Origin of the sequence: Zhenhengia yiwuensis (genome assembly GCF_014384995.1) — a bacterium.
In the GTDB taxonomy this organism is placed as follows: Bacteria; Bacillota; Clostridia; order Lachnospirales; family Cellulosilyticaceae; genus Zhenhengia; species Zhenhengia yiwuensis.
The window spans coordinates 74,306-92,618 of the sequence record NZ_JACRSY010000006.1; the positions used below are offsets into that span (position 1 = coordinate 74,306).

Below are 18,313 nucleotides of genomic sequence, written 5' to 3' on the forward strand. Positions count from 1 at the left end.
TTACATATGGGCAAGGGATATGGAAAAGAAATGTGAGAATCAAAGCTTGTGGAGGGTATGTCTGTCTATAAACTAAAGGGGTGAGCGTATGAAAAGAGGAAGCGGTATTTTGATGCATATTTCATCTTTGCCGGGGAAATATGGAATAGGAACATTAGGAAAGTCAGCATATTTATTTGCTGACTTTTTAAAACAAAGTGGGCAGAAATATTGGCAGATACTGCCGCTTGGTCATACAGGATATGGAGATTCTCCTTATCAATGCTTCTCTGCCTATGCAGGTAATCCTTATTTTATTGATTTAGATAGATTAAAAGATGAGGGATTGCTAGAGGAAGAAGATTTAGTGCCACTACAAGAAGCCAGTAGTGAAAGAGTTGACTTTGAGAAGCTTTTTTATACTAAGTATCCTGTACTGAGGAAGGCCTATGAAAAAGGAAAAGATAAGTTTAAAGGCGAGATAGGAAATTTTAGAAGTCAGAACAGACATTGGCTTGAGGACTATAGTCTCTATATGGCAGTTAAAGAAGCTATGAATAATAAAAGTTGGGTAGAATGGGATGAGCCTATTAAACAGCGTTATCCAGAGGCTTTAAGGGCATATCGAACAAAGCTAAAAGAGAAGATTGATTTTTGGGTCTTCATTCAGTATGAATTTTATAAGCAGTGGCAAGAATTAAAGGAATATGTTAATGGAATAGGCATAAAGATTATAGGGGACCTACCTATCTATATTGCAGCAGACAGTAGTGATGCATGGGCTTATCCAGAGATTTTTCAGCTCAATGAGAAGAGAATGCCCATAGTCGTAGCTGGATGCCCACCTGATGCTTTTACAGAGGATGGTCAGTTATGGGGTAACCCTATCTATGATTGGGATTATTTAGAGCGTACAGGATATAAGTGGTGGATTAAACGTATGGAAGCATCGCTTAAGCTTTATGATGTCATTCGTATAGACCATTTTAGAGGATTTGAATCTTACTGGGCAGTACCTTATGGAGAGGATACGGCCAGATACGGCAAATGGATAAAGGGGCCTGGGATAAAACTCTTTAATGCCTTGAAGATCGCTTTAGGAAACATGGACATTATTGCTGAAGATTTAGGATTTCTAACACAGGAGGTTTTAGATTTTAGGGAAGAGACAGGGTATCCTGGTATGAAGGTCTTACAGTTTGCATTTGATTCAGATGAGGAGAATGCTTACTTGCCGCACAACTGCATCAAAAATTCTGTTATATATACAGGAACTCATGATAACAGTACGATTAAAGGCTGGTTTAAAGACATAGAAAAAGAAGTAGGAGAACATGCGAGGAGTTATTTAAAGCTAGACCATGAAGAAGGTTATAACTGGGGATTTATTAGGGGGGCTTGGAGCAGTGTAAGTGACCTTGCGGTAACTCAGATGCAAGATATATTGGGGCTTGATGATACAGCTCGAATGAATAAACCAGGTATACTGGGAGGCAACTGGAAGTGGCGTATGAAGGAAGGTGTGCTCACGGACGAACTGGCTCAGCATATATATAGTATGACGAAGCTTTATGGGAGGAACCTATCATGATAGAAAAACAATGTATCAAAGAATATATGGAAATGTATAGTAAAATAGCTTATGGTAAGAACTTAAAATATGCTACGAAGCCTGAGATATGGGGTGCATTAAGTACAGCACTTATGAGCCAGATTGTTGATAAGTGGCATGATACAAGAAAAGCATATAAAGCCCACAAAGCGGCTTATTATCTATCAGCAGAATATTTAATGGGCAGAGCACTTGGAAATAATCTTATTAATTTGCAGGCCTATGATGAAATTGCTGAGCTTTTAAAGGAGCTAGGTGTTAACGTAAATGAAATTGAGGAAGTAGAAGAAGATGCAGCACTAGGCAATGGTGGTTTAGGTAGACTTGCAGCTTGTTTTATGGATTCCAGTGCCACCATGCATTTACCTGTACAGGGATATGGACTAAGATACAGAAATGGGCTTTTTAAACAATACTTTAAGGATGGAGGTCAGTTAGAAGAAGCGGATGAATGGCTTGGATATGGAGATCCTTGGAGTATCCGTAAAGACGATTACACAGTAGAAGTTAAATTTCAAGATATGACGGTAAAGGCTATTCCTTATGACGTACCTATTATAGGCTATGGTGGAGAGATCATTAATACCCTTAGATTATGGCAAGCAGAGCCTTTATGTGAATTTAACTTTAACTTATTTAACAATCAAGAGTATGATAAAGCTTTAGAAGAGAAAAATCGTACAGAGGATATTACGCGTGTACTCTATCCAAATGACTCGAATGATCAAGGTAAACTCTTAAGGCTTAAGCAGCAGTACTTCTTAGTAAGTGCATCTATGCAAGATATTGTAAGAGATTTTAAAAAGCATCATGGCAATGTTTGGGGTGATTTTGCTAAATGGCATGCTATTCAGCTTAATGATACACATCCCGTTTTAGCCATACCAGAGCTTATTAGGATTTTGGTAGATGAGGAAGGAGAGGAATTTGACAAGGCCTTAGATATTGCAAGGACTACTTTTGCTTATACGAATCATACTATCTTACAAGAGGCCCTGGAGAAATGGGATATAAGACTTATGGAGATACTGTTCCCTCGTATTTTGCAGATTATTAAGGCTATAGATGAAAGGTTGCAAACAGAACTCGGTCATAAGGGATATACCATGGAAAAGATGAATCCGTGCTTGATTCTTAAGGATGGTAAAGTGCACATGGCTAACTTAGCTATTTATGTGGGATTCGCTCTTAATGGCGTAGCTAAACTGCATACAGAAATCCTAAAGGAAACAGAACTTCATCATTGGTATACACTCTACCCTTACAAGTTCCAAAACAAGACGAATGGGATCACTCCTAGAAGATGGCTTGTATTAGCGAATAGAGAATTAGCTCATCTTATAACTAATAGATTAGGAAATGAAAGCTGGGCAATGGACCTTACAAAGCTTAAACAGCTTACGAAATATATAGAGGATGAAGGCTTTTTAGAAGAGCTCATGGCTATAAAACATGAGAAGAAAGTTCAGCTTGCACATTATATTGAAGAGAAAGAAGGCATTACAATTGATCCAGATTCTCTCTTTGATATCCAAGTTAAACGTCTTCATGAATATAAGAGACAGCATCTTAATGCGCTCTATATATTAGATTTATACTTTAGATTGAAGGAAAATCCAGAGTTAGATATACCAAAAGTTACCTTTATCTTTGGGGCAAAGGCCTTCCCTGGTTACTATAGAGCAAAAAGTATTATTAGACTCATTTTAGCTATTGCAGACCTCATTAATAAAGATGAGGGAGTTTCAAAGAAGATGAAGGTCGTGTTTGTTTCCAACTATAACGTATCTTACGCACAGAAATTAGTGCCAGCAGCAGATTTATCTAAACAGATTTCTACAGCTGGTAAAGAAGCATCAGGAACGGGGAACATGAAACTTATGCTTAACGGTGCACCAACCTTTGGAACTTATGATGGTGCCAATGTAGAAATAGTAGGAGAGAGTGGAGAAGAAAATAACTTTATCTTTGGCCTGCGTGTAGAAGATATAGAAAAGCTGCAAAATAACTACAATCCAAGAGCCTATTATGAGCAAAATCCGGATTTGAAGCGTGTACTAGATGCTTTAGTAGATGGCACACTAAATGACGGCGGTACTGGATGCTTTAGAGAGCTTTATGATTCTTTACTTAACGGCGTTAACTGGGATAGAGCAGACCAATACTATGTACTAGCAGATTTTAAAGCCTTCAAAGAGGAGCAGGAGAAAGTATTTGAGGCCTATAAGAATAAGAAAAAATGGGCACAAATGAGCCTCATGAATATTGCAAACAGTGGGGTATTCTCTAGTGATAGGACTATTATGCAGTATGCTAATGAAATATGGGGCATTAATCCTGTGGAGTAGAGGATGGGAAGAGGGGACTTAGGGTCCTCTTTTTTGTGTGAGGGTGGGAGCTGGGTAGGGGGTACTATTACGGTTTCTACTTCTAGAACGCTAAGAGCACCTAAACTTGATATACTTACAAACGCTCGAAACTCGCTGCGCTCAAACATCTCGCTAAAACCTGTAAGTACACCTTCATTAAGGTGCTCTAAGCAACCTTTCAAAGGAAACCTCCATAGTACCCCCTACCCAGCCCAGCGACCCGCAGAAGTTGGAAGAAGCGAACTAAATATGTCCTTTGGGAAAGGAAACCTCCATAGCACCCCTACCCAGCCCAGCGGCCCACAGAAGTTGGAAGAAGCGAACTAAATACTTCTTTTGGGAAAGGAAACCACCATAGTACCTCCTACCCACCCCTTCAGCTCAAAAAGTGGGGGAGCGAACTAAATAATTTTTACAGGAAGGAGAATAGGAAAAGGGAAGAGGGATGATATTTGCGTAGTATAAGAAATAAGGAGAAAACAAAAGAGAGAGGCTATGTAAGTGAGCTTCTCTCTTTTTAAGTTTATAAATCTTTATTTTACGATGAACTTTTTGATGATCGCTGTAAGTTCATCCCATTGATTTTCCATATCTTGTACAAGCTTAAACTGTGTTCTCGCACGGTCTAAATTGTGGTTTTCTCTATGGATTTTGAAGTAGTTGTCGCCGTCTAAGTGGTCTGTTAAGAAGCGCATACCACATTCAAGTGTCATAAGTTTTGCACCCATAAGTAGGGACATAATTTCTTCTTCGTCGAAGTTTTGGCCTACTGCCCCGATGAAGCCTTCTGCAAAGCTTTCGAAGAGTTCTGTAACGAAGTTTACTTTTGTTAAGTCTGGTTCGTCTTCAGCACCTGATGTTGCACCAGAGCGGATGCAGTCACCAAAGTCATATGCTGCAAGACCTGGCATAATCGTATCAAGGTCAATAACGCAAAGTGCTTCTTTTGAGTCAGCATCAACTAAAACGTTATTAATCTTTGTATCATTATGTGTTACGCGTAATGGTAAGATGCCTGCTTCAAGTTTATCTGTTAAAGCATGCATATCCTCTTTACGAGCTAATAAGAAATCGATCTCTTCTTTAACACTAGCAGCTCTACCTACTGGATCGGCTTCTAATGTTTTTAAGAAAGTTTCAAATCTAACAGGTGTGTTGTGGAAGTTTGGAATAGCTTCGTGAAGAATAGAAGCATCAAAATCGGATAAGAGTTTTTGGAACTCACCAAACTTCTTGGCACAGCTACGGTAAACTTCTGTATTCGGTACGATGTCATAAGAAATAGTATGATCGATATAGAGGTAACTACGCCAGAAATCACCCGTTTTATCAATATAGTAGCAGTCGCCAGAATCTGTATAAACAAGTGTTAAAAGTTCACGTTCTAAATCAACATTTGGCATACCTTCAAGTTTTGCTTTAAGGTGTGAAAGTACATTTTCAATGTTTTCCATAATGTTTTTAGGTTCTTTGAAAATGGATTGATTAAGACGTTGTAAAATATATTTTTTACCTGCATCCGTTGTAACAAGGAGCGTATCATTAATATGACCATTACCAGTAGGGTTTACTGTTAAAATATCACCTTCAAACTTAAAGTGATTTGCAAGTGTTAAATAAGGTAATGTCCAGATATTCTCTGGGTATAGGCCTTGTTCTTGGAAGTTTTTAATGGCTTCTACAACGACAGGTTTATCTTCTTTATAAGTTACACCATACCAACGGTCAGTAGAGTGAAGGACAGTTGCTTTTGCCTTACCTTCATGGATAAGACCATCTACTACAGATGGAAGGAAATATTCACCTTTTAATGGATTAGCTATGAGTGCTTGATCTAAGAAAGACGTAAAGCCTTTTTCAATTTCATCTAAGAAAGATGGCATAAAGCCCCATAAGTTCATCGATACAATACTGTCATCGCTAATTGGTGTCCATGTATCTTCTTCTAAGAACTGAGTAATGCCTTCATGTTTAGCAATATGTGTGCGTTCTGTAATGGAGCAAAGCATGTTATCTTTGACAGAGCATACACCACGGGCAACATGACCGTTTTCTGTTAAAGTATTGCTTAAAGTATAGCCAACCATTGCATAGTGGTAAGCTTCATCTGCTGGATTTGATTTAAGAAATGTATAAATTGCTTTAAAGGCACTTGGGCCATAATAATCATCTGCGTTAATAACAGCAAAAGGCTCATTAATAAGTTCTTTTGCACATAAAATAGCATGAGCTGTTCCCCATGGCTTAACACGGTCTTCAGGAACTTTATAACCGTTAGGGAGTTTATCAAGTTCTTGGAAGGCATATTCCACATCTACTACCTCTGCAATGCGATTCCCGATAGACTCTTTGAAAGCTAATTCATCGGCTTTTTTAATAATAAATACTACTTTTTTGAATCCTGCTCTTAAAGCATCATAGATAGAATAGTCGATGATAAGTTCACCATGACTTCCTACTGGATCAATTTGCTTTAGACCACCATAACGGCTTCCCATGCCGGCAGCCATAATAACTAAAATAGGTTCAGACATTTTTGCACCCCTCTAATATATTTCTAAAACTCTCTCTAAGCTTATAATAAAAATGGAGTTCTAACAATACTTATACGATAAATAAGCCATAAAATCAATAAAAAACCTAAGAGAAAGCTTAAAATAAGCAAAATTCTCTTAGGTTTTAGCCTTATTCAGGTAGTTTATGATAGATATGATTCATAAGTTCCTGCTGTTTACGCTGGTTACACTCTACATCGTTAAGCCAATCGAGTCCAGCCGCAATGATAAAGCCCATAAGCATATGAACGGTTCCAAAGCATATACCTAAAATACATAAGGCAATGCTGAAAATACTAGGAAATAGTAGCAAGAAGCCTACACTTAAGAAAATAAAGACTAGCCCTAGTACAAGACCTAAGAGTTTTGAAGCAATACTTAACCTAGGAAGTGACTTATATTTAGGAAGAATACGTGTGGGTGTAGGTAAAGTAGGCGCTTTGGTAGTAAGAGGTGGAGGCAGTTCATCTGATAGTGGCACTTCACTTGTAACACAGGTTTCTTCTTTTGTCTTAGCTATAGCTTCTTGAGGTTCAGTATGAGGCTCCTCTGTAGGTGTATGTATAAAGGTCGTTATATTCGTTTTAGTATCAAAAGTAGTAGAAGATGAATCGGATTCTAGTTGGTCAGACTCTTCGGTCTTTTCATCAGGTAACGAGGTGCCGCATTTAAAGCAGTTTAAATCCGAATCTATATTTGGAAATTGACAGTTTGGACAACGTTTCATTTTATTCTCCCCTTTAAGTGTAATTACAATTATTATACAATTAATTTTAAATATTTTAAATAAAAATATAAAAATATGTAAATAAAAAGGAAGAAAAATACAATTACATTTCTTCTAGGATAAAACCTTCAGCGTAGAAAGCATCGTTTACATTAAATGAAGTAAGGTCAAGCGTAACTTCATTTTCATTTTGTGTGAAAGGGATAACCTCTTTCGTACGCATGCTACGGATAGTTTTAATGAGCTTATGAACCGTTAAGTGGTATAAAAGGAAGCACTTTATAATCCGTGTGAAATAACGTTTTGAGATGCAATCGTTACATATTGGTCATGATTAATCATGCCATCATGGTTATGCCAGCCCATTTTAAATGGAAGACGTTCTTCTTCTAATTCTTCAATAACAGTAACTGAGCCGTTTAAGTACTGTTCGATACGCCAAATAGCTGTTTTACAGCGACCCATAATACCTGCAAGACGTGTGTCTAAAATTTCAAAGCCATGCCCTTTGCAATCTTCATACCAGAGTGTACGAAGAGCATTTGTGAAGTCTTCCACATCTGATATAAGCATAGGAAGGACTTCTTCTGCAATCATAGCAAGTGTCTCAGTATCTTGTTCAAGGTAAGCTTGTCTTATTTCGACCCCAACAGTAGCTTTAGTCGCAAGCACTGTACTAAGGGTAGCATACATATTGAACATAGATTTATAAGAACAACTTTTGGCTGCAATAGCACTGTATTTATCAGCAAGAGCTAAGTAGTGACTTGATAAGTCAAGATCTTCTACATAGAAGTCAAAAGCGCCTAATAAAATATCTTGATATAAGAATTGTTTAGAAGGGTTAAGTGAACCAATGTTTGGAGAAGGTACACCTTCAATTAGGTTTAATTCTTCCGGACTTCTAAATTCATCAGCAGTAAGTCCTGTTAAGTATTTACAGCGTCTATTTACCCAATCCATATCGACTTCTTCTAAGAAACAATGTTCAGCAAAGTAGATAAGGCCAAGCAGGGTAATATCAACAGGCGCCTCATCACCATCATCTCCCCATATTGTGGCAAATACTTCTTTGATGCCTTCACGTTTGCAAGTCATAAGAGCAGCATTTGTAGTTAGAAAAGTACGTTCATAGTTAGGTGCATAACCTACCCATTTCCATACACCGCCTGCGAAGATAATAGGTTTTTGGAAACCTTTTTTAAGTTCAATGGATTTTTTATAGAAATCTTCTTCAAGATGGTAGTAATCCCAGTAAACAAGAGACATGTTGTGTGGCACACTATCAATGACCTTTTGATCAATATTAACATTTAAGTCATAGTGATTGCTATCTGGAGCAGCACCACGCATAAACATATCATCCCACATCATTGGCTCGAATCCGTATTTATCAAGAAGCTTACAAACGTGTTCAAGATGAATAGACATAAGCTCTGAGTGGTGTTTATGACCGTTTACATCTAAAGAACGTCCACGACCAAGGTCCCAAGCTTCATCCATACCAATATGAATACGATTGGTTCTAAAAGTGCTACGAATAGCTTTAAACATATGGTCTAAGAATTCATAAGTTTTTTCACTTCCTACAAGAAGTACATCATTTGTATCTCTAAGAGGAAGGGCATAGTTCCATTTTAAAGTTTGTTTCATATGGGCTAAAGCTTGAATACAAGGAATAAGTTCAATACCTAATTGATAAGCATATTCATCAATTTCTTTAATTTCCTCTTCGCTGTAACGGCCACGCATATAACCAAAGTAAGGGTATTCAGGAATTGTGTAAGTATCTTCACTATAAAGCATACAAGTAGAATGCCCCATCATAGCAAGGTGAACAAGAAGCTCCTTAACTTTAGACACTTTATAAACACTGTTACGAGATACATCAAACATAGCCCCACAAACAGGGATGTAAGCTTTCTCGGAGTAGTTAAAAGTGGTTTGCCCCTCCTCAGCAAATTGCATGTAAAGGCTAACCCCTCTAAAGAAGTGGTGTTTTGCCTTATATTCAATACGGTTTACATCACCACGTGTAATACGTAAGCAAATTTCTTCATCATGACCTAGCTGAACAACTTCAACGTCCTCATCTAGCATTAATCCAAAGAATTGCTTCATTTCATTTAAACCAAAGTCAAGTTCAAGTAAATCCCCGGTAAATCTCATCGTTTATATCCTCCTACTACATCCTATAATATTACTTACTTTAAAATAAGTATGACTTATACTTACTATACAAATAATAAGTTTATCAAATAACTCTTTAAATACTTAATTATTTCTATACTAAGCATAACTAGAGTACTTATCTTATTTTATTCTTCTAGTCTCTACGCTCAAAATTCTTGATGGATATTTTGAGTACCCCTAGCTCTCCCTTCTTTCGTCCCCCCTCCCGAAATACTTGCTAGATGCCTTGTTGTATGCCGAAAGCCTACGAGAATTCCTAAAGCTTACCCGAGCGCATAGAGAGGGAAAGGGGAGGAGGGTTATGGAACCTGCCTTTGGAACTTTTTGATTAGAACTTCATGAGATATCAAGAGAAATGTACTTAGCCTCATGTTTAAGCGTAGCGAGTTTGAGGCGTTATTTCTAATTTCCGCTTAAAACCATCTTACAAGTATTCTAATATACTTTTTCTACCTCGTATAGTGCATATTTTTCCACATTTTTTCACAAAATGTGTTAGAAGCAAAACATAATAGGTTGAGGTGTGTTTATGGCAAAATTACAGGAAATGCTGAGTATTTATATTGTGCTGGTTATGTTCGGAATTGGTGTTTATATGGCGTTTCATCAGACACGTACCTTTCTTGCTGTTAATCATCTAAAGAAGGAAGCTAAATTTACAAAGTTTGTGGGTTACGCCTATATTATTATAGCCATTTGCAGTGCGCTTATTTTATTTGTGGATTAGGAAGGAGGAGTGGGTATGGATAAAATAGAAAGGGTCAATCGCCCAAGTAGGGAAGATGCATTTCATGATAAAGACAATAAAATTACATTGCCTTTAGCTGAATCTCTAGATGCTAATATAAAAAATATTAATTACCTTTTCAAAAATTGTATGGATGTGGTTAAAAGAGAGGTCGATATAGGTACTCTTACCCCTATTCGTATTTATGGTGTTTATATTGATGGGATGGTCAACCGTGATATTATAGAAAACTTCTTCTTATCGCGTATTATTGACTACAAAAACTTAAATGAAGAACGTATTGCTGTTGATAAGCCTAAGACTAAGCTTATTATGGATCATTTCTCAGCGACTTTTGATATTAAAGAAGTAGAGAAAATGGATGATATGGTCAATGCAGTATTATCAGGTGATACTGCAATTTTTGTTGATGGTGAGTCTAAGGGTTTGGTCATTGCCACAAGAGGATGGCCAACAAGAGGTGTTAGTGCACCTGAGACAGAGGCTGTCGTTAGAGGGCCTCGTGATGGTTTTGTAGAAACGATCCGTTTTAATACAGTTCTCGTTAGAAGACGTATTCGTGATACCAAGCTTAAGGTAGAAATGACTACAGTAGGAACAAGAAGCCGAACAGATATAGCTATCATGTATATGGAAGATATCGTACAAGAATCTTTAGTAGAAGAAGTAAGGACAAGACTTAAGAAATACACCATAGATGGTGTATTTGATAGTGGCTATATCGAGCAGCTTATAGAGGATAGCTGGAAGAGTCCATTCCCACAGACACAGGCTACAGAAAGGCCAGATAAAGTGGCTTCAAGTTTGATGGAAGGGAAAGTGGCTATTGTTGTAGATAACTCACCTTTTGTTATTGTCGTACCCACTACGCTTAACAGCTTCTATCAAGCATCGGAAGATTACTATCAAAGATGGCAGATTATGAGCTTTACAAGGATACTCCGTTATATTGTATCTTTCTTATCTTTTGCTTTGCCAGGCGTGTATCTTGCTATACTTAATTTCCATCCAGCTATGTTGCCTACGTCATTAGCTGTGTCCCTTGCGGCATCCAGGCAGGGGATAGCCCTACCCAGTGTACTAGAAATTATTATTATGGAGACGGCCTTTGAGCTACTTCGTGAGGCAGGAATTAGGCTACCGGGACCGGTAGGACATGCTATAGGGGTAGTTGGGGGTATTGTTATTGGACAGGCAGCGGTAGATGCTAAACTTATTAGCCCTATGATAGTTATTATTGTTGCCATTACAGCTATAGCAACCTTTGCTATTCCTGACTATGGCCTTACAGCAGCCTATAGATTACTCAGATATATCTTCATTATTATTTGTGCCATGTTTGGACTCTATGGTTTTTTAATTGGGCTTATTTGGCTTTTAGCACATTTATCCTCTCTTGAAAGTTTTGGTACACCATTCTTTGCACCTTATACAGCGGGAGATAGAAATGGCTATAGAGACTTTAGGGATACGATGATTCGATTCCCTATTTTCCTACAAAATCGTAGACCACGTTATGCAAGAGAGCATCAAAAGACACGTATTCGTTTATCAGATTCAAATAGTGTAACAGAAACACCTCCAGGACCGGATAGCGCTCAGACTGCTACAGATATAAAAGGTGAACCAAAGAAAGGGGATGAATAATCATGTATACACATAATGCCAATGTTTCAATAAGGCAGGCAAAGATTTTGCTTATTCTCCAAATGTTCAATATGTCTATGCTTATTCTTCCTCGTATTGCAGGTAAGATAGCAGGACATGATGGCTATATGCTTCCGATTATAGGCTTCGCAATAGGTACCCTTTACATCTGGGCGATTACATCTCTTCTTAAAAGGTTCCCAGGAGAAGGGCTAGATACTATAGCCCCTAAGGTGCTGACCAAATGGATTGGCCTTGTTATTGTTGGGTTATATGTAATTAAACTCCTTGTGGGTGCAGGCTTTGAATTACGTATGTTTGCAGAGATGGTATCACAGGTACTATTACCTAAAACACCTCTTCCGGTGATTATTTTAATTTTACTTTTTGCTGCTCAATATTTGATTAAATCAGGTATTGAGGCTTGCGGGCGTATGGCAGAAGTAGTCATTTATTTTGTTTTTGCACCTCTTGTACTCATTTTTTGTTTAGTTATTATTAAGACAGATTATAAGCAACTCCTACCTATGTTTACAGCTAGGCCACAGGGAATGCTGGTAGGGGCGTACTATGTCAGTATGACTTTTATGCCTCTAGAGTTTCTACTTATTACAGGTTGTTTACTCAATAAGCCAGGAAAATTAAAAAGTGTATGCTTATGGGCAGTAGGTATTATTAGTATCGTAGAAGTGATTTTAATTGCCCTTACCTTTACAGGGGTAGGTATGGTCACAAGTACTAAACAACTTTGGCCGGTACTCACTTTAATGCAGAGTATACAGTTGCCTGGTTCTTTTGTGGAGAATCAAGAAATCTTTATGATGTGCTGGTGGATTATGAGTATTTATATGTACATTAGTGGGGCTATGTATGTGGCTTCTCTTACAATCAGTAGACTTGTACATTTTCATAGGCAAAATGTGACGACACTGCCTCTTGTTCCTATTGTTTTCTTTATCAGTATGATTCCAAGCAGTTTAGCAGAGTCTTATACTTATTTAGTACGTTTTAATGGGCAGATAGGTATTTTCTTCTTATTTATATTGCCACTTATTTTGCTTATCCTAGCAAAACTCAGAAATTTAGGAGGGCGTGTACATGATTAAAAAGAAGTTTATAAAAATTATGGTTTTATGTATGCTCCCTATGATGCTAACAGGATGCTGGGATAGTACAGAGGTGAATAGTCGGTCTGTTATATTAGAGCTTGCTATAGATAAAAATACTGATTATAAGTACGATCCAGAAAGGTTGTTAGATGGTCAGCCTGTCTATACCATTTCTTATACAATTCCTGACTTTGGTAAGCTCTCAGGTACGGATAGTCTCGCTAAAGATGTAGAAACCAATTTAACTTCACAGTCAGCGACCATAGCAACGAGTATTGCGGATATAGAGCTACGTAGTAAGAATTCTGTTAGCTTTAGTCATGTAAAAGCACTTTTTTTAGGGGAAGACCTTTTAAAGGATCCTAAACTTTTTAAAGCTACCCTAGATGCTTTATCGAGAGATATGCTTATTGCAAGAAATGTACCCCTTTTGGCAGTAAATGGTGAGGCGAGTACGACAACTGAAATAGAGAATAATGAGCAACCTATACTAGGACTTTATATTATGGACTACTTTAATAATAAAGAGCGTGCTACAAGCTTTTTCAAAAAACAATTAGTAGGCACTTATATTAAAGAAATGGAGGACACAGGTGTTTCCACTCTACCTGTATTCCATGTTGATCAGACCGATAAAGAAGAAATGAAAGGCCAGATTGATATAAGTGGTGGGGCCGTTATTCATAATAATGAACTAGTAGGCTACCTTACTAAGGAAGAAGTACGTGGGCAACTTCTAGTAGAAGGAAAGGTAAGGAATTCACCTGTGGTAGTGGTCTATGAGGATAATCTCTTAACTTACCAAATTAAAGATGAAAAGAGTAAGATTAAATTTAAAGATACACCAGAAGGACCAACATGTCTGATTGAAATGGATGTAAAAGGCAGTATTTCAGAGTACCTTACTGAAAGTGGTACAAACCTTACAAAAGATGGGACTATAGAAGAAATTAAAACACTTCTAGCAGAAGAAATTATTACTCAAGTAGGTGTGGGAATTGATAAATCTAAAGAAATGAATATAGATTTTCTTGGGATAGGTCAAGCTATGTATCGTAAGTACCCTAAGATGTGGGCCAAATATAAACCGGGGTGGCTTAGAGAGACTTATCAAAATATGCCTATTAGTATAGGTGTTAATGTTGATATCCAAAATACAGGAATTGAGGAGTAGAAAAGCTGCTGTGGAGGGGCTAGGTGAGCTACTCTTCCGGCTTCTGTTTCCGGAATGTAAGAAGCTCTAAGATTGATAGTCTCATGAACGCTGCAAACTCGCTTCGCTCAGACACGCAGCTAAATACCATGAGTCTATCTTCACTAAGAGCTTCTAGACATTCCTCCAAAGGAAACCTACAGAGTAGCGCACCTAGCCTTACATGCAGCTTCGAAGTGTGGAACACAGGAGTGAAGTAGTAAAAAGAACTGCTGTGGAAGGAGTAGGTGATGATACTTTTCCAGCTTCTGTTTACAGAATGATAAGTAGCTCTAAGTTTGATAGGCTTATGGAGGCTGCAAACTCGCTTCGCTCAGACATGCAACTTCGAGGTGTGGAACACAGGACTGAAGGAATGAAAAGGACTGTTATGAGTAGAATAGGTGGGTGCCTTAGAGTGTAGAGGGTAAGTAGTAGAAGTAAGTCACACAAAATAAAAAATAAATAATAAGAAGGAGGTGATAGCAAAGGGAAATAGCCTATTTTGTTATCACCTCTTTTTAAAAAAGAATACTATAAATTAAGCGTGGAGATGCTAATAGGAAGAAATAGATTAAGTAGAGATGAAAATTAACATATTCTACATTTTGGTAGTATAATCTAAAGAGAGAGACTATTTAAAGGAAGTGAAGGAGAGAGATGAAGTTAGTAAGTATTATTGTTCCTATCTACAATGCTCAAAACTATCTAAATAGATGTTTAGATTCTTTGTTAGCTCAGACATTAGAAGATATTGAGATTATACTTATTAATGATGGTTCTAAGGATGATAGTTTAGCCATTTGTAGAGCTTATGAGGAGAAGGATTCACGTATTATCGTGATTGACCAGAAAAATGCAGGGGTATCAGCTGCGAGAAATGCGGGTCTTGATAGAGCTAGTGGGCAATATGTAGGATTTGTAGATCCAGATGATTGGGTTGAACCAGATATGTATGCCCTAATGTATGAGAAGATCCATTCATTAGGGTGTCCTGTTTGTCTGTGTAATTATTATAAAGATGATAAAAATAATAGCGTCCCTAAACGCTTTAAGGTGAAGAAAGAAATTTTAAATCAGCAGGAAGTTATAAAAGTTATAGTAAGCAATATGGTAGGGGTAGATGATATTATGCCTCGTTATAACTATGTCATGGGTTGTGTATGGCGCTGCTTGTATGAGAGAAGCTTTATAGAAAAAAATAACCTTCGTTTTGAAGAATGTATAGGTTTTATGGAAGATTTAGTTTTTAACGTAAGAGCTTTATTAAAAGTAGAGAGTTTATGTATTGTACCAAAATTCTTATATCATTATGTACAAAATCCAAAATCTATCCTTCATACCTATAATAAGAATATGTGGACTGACCAAATGAGGGTACACAGTTTACTTGAAGGGTATATAAAAGAAGCAGGTCTTGAGGAAATGATGCGTAATCGTTTGGATATGCGTTATGTAGGGATGGCCTTTGGTGCTATTTATAATGAAGTCAATGGCAAGAGCAAGGCCGGTGTGAAATACAAAGTAGATAAAGTGAAAGAAATCTGTGGCGATGAAAAGCTTAAATTAAGTTTAGAGCGTATACATCCTATTAGAGGAAGTGCGCACACTCAAACGGCTAGCCGACGTACAGTCAAGAAGAAGTCGAAAGCCAAATAAATAAGAAATGGCCAAAATAAAATACTCCACCAATTTGCAAAGCTCATATAGAAGGTATTTAAAAAAGGCTGAAAATAATAAATGCCAATAAAGCATAATCCCATCCAAGCTAAGGAGAAGGGCAGACAAATAAGACCTTGATAATTACATTTAACAAGGGAGTAGTCCCAATATAAGACGTGAAAAAAGGTCTTAATTAAAAAACCACTGACGTATTCTACAGCTGTAGGGATAACAAGACACAGGACAAGCATGGCTATAGGACTTACCTTGAACAAATAGAGCATGGCAATTAAAAAAGTCATAGCAAAACCATACATGGGTTTAAAAGGTCCATATAAGAATCCCTCACTTTTAAAATGTCCATGTGTAAAGCGAGCATAAATCTGTTCGATAAGATAACCTAAAAAGGAATAGAATAAGAAATTAAAGGTTAAATAATAAAGTGTAGACATAAAGACCCTCTTTCTAAATAGGTTATCTTTAATATCTACACTGATTGGAAATTTTATGCATCAAAAGCAGCTTTAAGCTGATTTAAAGCCTTCTCAAGTACAGCCTTTGGTACAGCAAAATTAAGGCGAACAAACCCTACATGATCACTATCATAAGTTGTACCAGCATTTAGCCAGAGTTTAGCTTTTTGAGAGAGGAAGATCATGAGTTCATCTTGGCTATAAGGAAGGGCGCTCATATCAATCCAAAGCAGATAAGTGCCTTCACAAGGTGTTACTTTTAGTAGAGGAAGTTCTTTCTTGATAAAGTTTAGAGCATCGTTACGATTCGCTTCCAAATAACTTATTAAGGCATCTACCCATTCGGCACCTTTTGTATAAGCTGCAATAAGGCTATCGATGGCAAGTGGTGATAAGTTATGAAGAGAAAGGCAGTTAAGCTGAGCTGTAAACTGCTTTCTAATGGAAGGATTGGCAATAATGAAGTTGGCAGAACTTATACCGGATAAGTTGAACGTCTTACTTGGTGAAGTGCATACGATAAGCTGGTTTAAAATCTCAGGTGAAAGATTGCCCATAGAAGTATGCTGAGCATGGCTATAAATGAGGTCGTGATGGATTTCATCTGACAGTATAAGGACATTGTATTGAACGCATAACTTACCTAACTGGGTAAGTTCTTTTTTTGTCCAAACACGGCCTACAGGGTTATGAGGATTGCAGAGAATAAAGGCTTTCACCTTTGGGTCTTTCAGCTTTTCTTCCAAATCTTCAAAGTTGATGGTGTATGTTCCTTCTTTATAAAGAAGCGCATTGTTAACAGGTACACATCCACTGTTTAAGATAGCTGTTTCAAAGTTATTATAGACAGGTTTTTGGATAATAACTTTGTCTCCTTTTGAAAGAAAGGTTTGTAAAGCCATATACATACCACAGAGAATATTAGGTGTAGGGACGATCCAGTCTTTTTGAATGAGCCAGTTATGGCGGGAATGCATCCAGTGAATGATGGCATCATAGTAAGCATCAGGAATAAAAGTATAACCATAAATAGGGTGGCTCGTTCTTTTAACGATAGCCTCTTGCACACAAGGGGCTGTGGCGAAATCCATATCCGCTACCCATAGGGATAAGACATCTTCAGGCATGTTATAGTAAGCTTTTGCATCGACTTTGTAGCAGTTTGTATGTAGGCGGTCTAGAGGATGGTCAAAATCATAATTCATAATAAACACTCCTTTTTTAGAGTATAAGGTTAACATTATTATACTCTATAGTTTGAAAAAACTAAAAATATATTTAAATTAAGGTATAAAAATATAGGTTATGGTAATACTCCTATTAGATTATTTGAGGAGGTTATGACCATGACAAAGTTTATCAATAAATATTGGTTAGAAGTTGTTTACATATCAAGTGTGATCTGTTTTATGCTTGCTTTTTCTTTCTTCTTAATGACGGATTATGCACAGACTATTTCTTCAGGTTTAAGTGAAAGTGTTATTCGCTTCCATGTCATTGCGAATAGTGATACCACAGAGGATCAGCTCCTTAAGGAGAATGTACGTGACGCAGTGCTTATGTATATGGAACCTATCTTAGCAGATTCTCCTAGTATTGAAGAGACACGTAGTCGTATTAATGATCATATGGATGAGATTACCCAGGTCGCACAGACTATTATTACGAACTGGGGTAAGGACTATAGTGTTTATACAGAGCTTACACATGAAGATTTCCCAACGAAGTCTTATGGAGATATTGTATTCCCTGCGGGCAACTACGAGGCATGCCGTATTGTGATTGGAGAAGGTAAGGGACAAAACTGGTGGTGTGTCATGTTTCCACCTTTATGCTATGTAGATGCCGCAACAGGCGTGGTGCCTTTAGAAGGCAAAGAAGAGTTACAAGAAAACCTTACAAAAGAACAATATGATATTGTAGCTTTCCAAGCAGATAAACCTTATGATATAAGATTTAAAATTGTAGAATGGCTCGGTAAATAGAGCCATTTTTTATTTTACATGGAGACAATGCACAAATGGGGGCAAGTCTTGAATATTTATAA

General features: G+C 37.3%; 13 protein-coding genes. 8 read left to right on the forward strand and 5 right to left on the reverse strand.

The window, feature by feature from the left end:
- Positions 1-88 precede the first annotated feature (88 nt).
- Together malQ and H8718_RS05100 are read left to right on the forward strand one after the other, a co-directional pair.
- Positions 89-1,570: a 4-alpha-glucanotransferase gene (malQ, locus tag H8718_RS05095; RefSeq protein ID WP_249332052.1), complete on the forward strand. Its 1,482-nt coding sequence runs from the start codon at positions 89-91 to the stop codon at positions 1,568-1,570.
- Positions 1,567-3,939, forward strand: a complete 2,373-nt coding sequence (locus tag H8718_RS05100; protein ID WP_283246154.1) for a glycogen/starch/alpha-glucan phosphorylase — start codon at positions 1,567-1,569, stop codon at positions 3,937-3,939. The genes malQ and H8718_RS05100 overlap by 4 nt, the downstream gene beginning before the upstream one ends.
- Positions 3,940-4,493: 554 nt before the next feature.
- On the opposite strand, the gene H8718_RS20510 is transcribed toward H8718_RS05100, so the two are convergent.
- The 3 genes from H8718_RS20510 to H8718_RS05120 all read right to left on the reverse strand — a co-directional run bounded on the left by H8718_RS20510 (position 4,494) and on the right by H8718_RS05120 (position 9,411).
- Positions 4,494-6,494 carry a phosphotransferase gene (locus tag H8718_RS20510; RefSeq protein WP_283246155.1) on the reverse strand — a complete coding sequence of 667 codons (2,001 nt, stop codon included), beginning with the start codon at positions 6,492-6,494 and terminating at the stop codon, positions 4,494-4,496.
- Positions 6,495-6,645: 151 nt separating this feature from the next.
- Complete coding sequence (locus H8718_RS05115; protein ID WP_249332053.1) at positions 6,646-7,242, reverse strand: zinc ribbon domain-containing protein; 597 nt, start codon at positions 7,240-7,242, stop codon at positions 6,646-6,648.
- 279 nt (positions 7,243-7,521) lie between these two features.
- On the reverse strand, positions 7,522-9,411 hold the full coding sequence (locus H8718_RS05120; RefSeq protein ID WP_249332055.1) for a beta-N-acetylhexosaminidase: 1,890 nt from the start codon (positions 9,409-9,411) through the stop codon (positions 7,522-7,524).
- A gap of 553 nt (positions 9,412-9,964) precedes the next feature.
- Between H8718_RS05120 and H8718_RS05125 the strand changes: the two genes are divergently transcribed.
- The 5 genes from H8718_RS05125 to H8718_RS05145 all read left to right on the forward strand — a co-directional run bounded on the left by H8718_RS05125 (position 9,965) and on the right by H8718_RS05145 (position 15,790).
- Positions 9,965-10,162: a CLC_0170 family protein gene (locus H8718_RS05125; protein ID WP_249332057.1), complete on the forward strand. Its 198-nt coding sequence runs from the start codon at positions 9,965-9,967 to the stop codon at positions 10,160-10,162.
- Between the two features lie 15 nt (positions 10,163-10,177).
- The gene (locus H8718_RS05130; protein WP_249332058.1) at positions 10,178-11,830 is read left to right on the forward strand and encodes a spore germination protein; all 1,653 of its coding nucleotides are present in this window, start codon (positions 10,178-10,180) and stop codon (positions 11,828-11,830) included.
- 2 nt (positions 11,831-11,832) lie between these two features.
- Positions 11,833-12,936 (forward strand): GerAB/ArcD/ProY family transporter, encoded by a 1,104-nt coding sequence (locus tag H8718_RS05135; RefSeq protein WP_249332060.1) that lies wholly within the window; start codon positions 11,833-11,835, stop codon positions 12,934-12,936.
- Positions 12,929-14,113 carry a Ger(x)C family spore germination protein gene (locus H8718_RS05140; RefSeq protein ID WP_249332062.1) on the forward strand — a complete coding sequence of 395 codons (1,185 nt, stop codon included), beginning with the start codon at positions 12,929-12,931 and terminating at the stop codon, positions 14,111-14,113. The genes H8718_RS05135 and H8718_RS05140 overlap by 8 nt, the downstream gene beginning before the upstream one ends.
- 678 nt (positions 14,114-14,791) lie before the next feature.
- Positions 14,792-15,790, forward strand: coding sequence for a glycosyltransferase (locus H8718_RS05145; RefSeq protein ID WP_249332063.1), 999 nt, complete (start codon positions 14,792-14,794; stop codon positions 15,788-15,790).
- Here H8718_RS05145 and H8718_RS21030 read toward each other — a convergent pair.
- Complete coding sequence (locus tag H8718_RS21030; protein ID WP_408646567.1) at positions 15,742-16,245, reverse strand: putative ABC transporter permease; 504 nt, start codon at positions 16,243-16,245, stop codon at positions 15,742-15,744. The genes H8718_RS05145 and H8718_RS21030 overlap by 49 nt on opposite strands.
- A gap of 53 nt (positions 16,246-16,298) precedes the next feature.
- The gene (locus H8718_RS05150) at positions 16,299-17,471 is read right to left on the reverse strand and encodes a MalY/PatB family protein (RefSeq protein WP_249332065.1); all 1,173 of its coding nucleotides are present in this window, start codon (positions 17,469-17,471) and stop codon (positions 16,299-16,301) included.
- Between the two features lie 141 nt (positions 17,472-17,612).
- Here H8718_RS05150 and spoIIR point away from each other — a divergent pair, with 141 nt between their 5' ends.
- Complete coding sequence (gene spoIIR / locus H8718_RS05155; RefSeq protein WP_249332067.1) at positions 17,613-18,251, forward strand: stage II sporulation protein R; 639 nt, start codon at positions 17,613-17,615, stop codon at positions 18,249-18,251.
- The last annotated feature ends 62 nt before the right edge of the window (positions 18,252-18,313 follow it).

What these genes read in the sequence shown, in the direction of transcription:
- malQ (WP_249332052.1), top strand. Translation starts at nt 89, where the DNA reads ATGAAAAGAGGAAGCGGTATTTTGATGCATATTTCATCTTTGCCGGGG.
- H8718_RS05100 (WP_283246154.1), top strand. Translation starts at nt 1,567, where the DNA reads ATGATAGAAAAACAATGTATCAAAGAATATATGGAAATGTATAGTAAA.
- H8718_RS20510 (WP_283246155.1), bottom strand. Translation starts at nt 6,494, where the DNA reads ATGTCTGAACCTATTTTAGTTATTATGGCTGCCGGCATGGGAAGCCGT.
- H8718_RS05115 (WP_249332053.1), bottom strand. Translation starts at nt 7,242, where the DNA reads ATGAAACGTTGTCCAAACTGTCAATTTCCAAATATAGATTCGGATTTA.
- H8718_RS05120 (WP_249332055.1), bottom strand. Translation starts at nt 9,411, where the DNA reads ATGAGATTTACCGGGGATTTACTTGAACTTGACTTTGGTTTAAATGAA.
- H8718_RS05125 (WP_249332057.1), top strand. Translation starts at nt 9,965, where the DNA reads ATGGCAAAATTACAGGAAATGCTGAGTATTTATATTGTGCTGGTTATG.
- H8718_RS05130 (WP_249332058.1), top strand. Translation starts at nt 10,178, where the DNA reads ATGGATAAAATAGAAAGGGTCAATCGCCCAAGTAGGGAAGATGCATTT.
- H8718_RS05135 (WP_249332060.1), top strand. Translation starts at nt 11,833, where the DNA reads ATGTATACACATAATGCCAATGTTTCAATAAGGCAGGCAAAGATTTTG.
- H8718_RS05140 (WP_249332062.1), top strand. Translation starts at nt 12,929, where the DNA reads ATGATTAAAAAGAAGTTTATAAAAATTATGGTTTTATGTATGCTCCCT.
- H8718_RS05145 (WP_249332063.1), top strand. Translation starts at nt 14,792, where the DNA reads ATGAAGTTAGTAAGTATTATTGTTCCTATCTACAATGCTCAAAACTAT.
- H8718_RS21030 (WP_408646567.1), bottom strand. Translation starts at nt 16,245, where the DNA reads ATGTCTACACTTTATTATTTAACCTTTAATTTCTTATTCTATTCCTTT.
- H8718_RS05150 (WP_249332065.1), bottom strand. Translation starts at nt 17,471, where the DNA reads ATGAATTATGATTTTGACCATCCTCTAGACCGCCTACATACAAACTGC.
- spoIIR (WP_249332067.1), top strand. Translation starts at nt 17,613, where the DNA reads ATGACAAAGTTTATCAATAAATATTGGTTAGAAGTTGTTTACATATCA.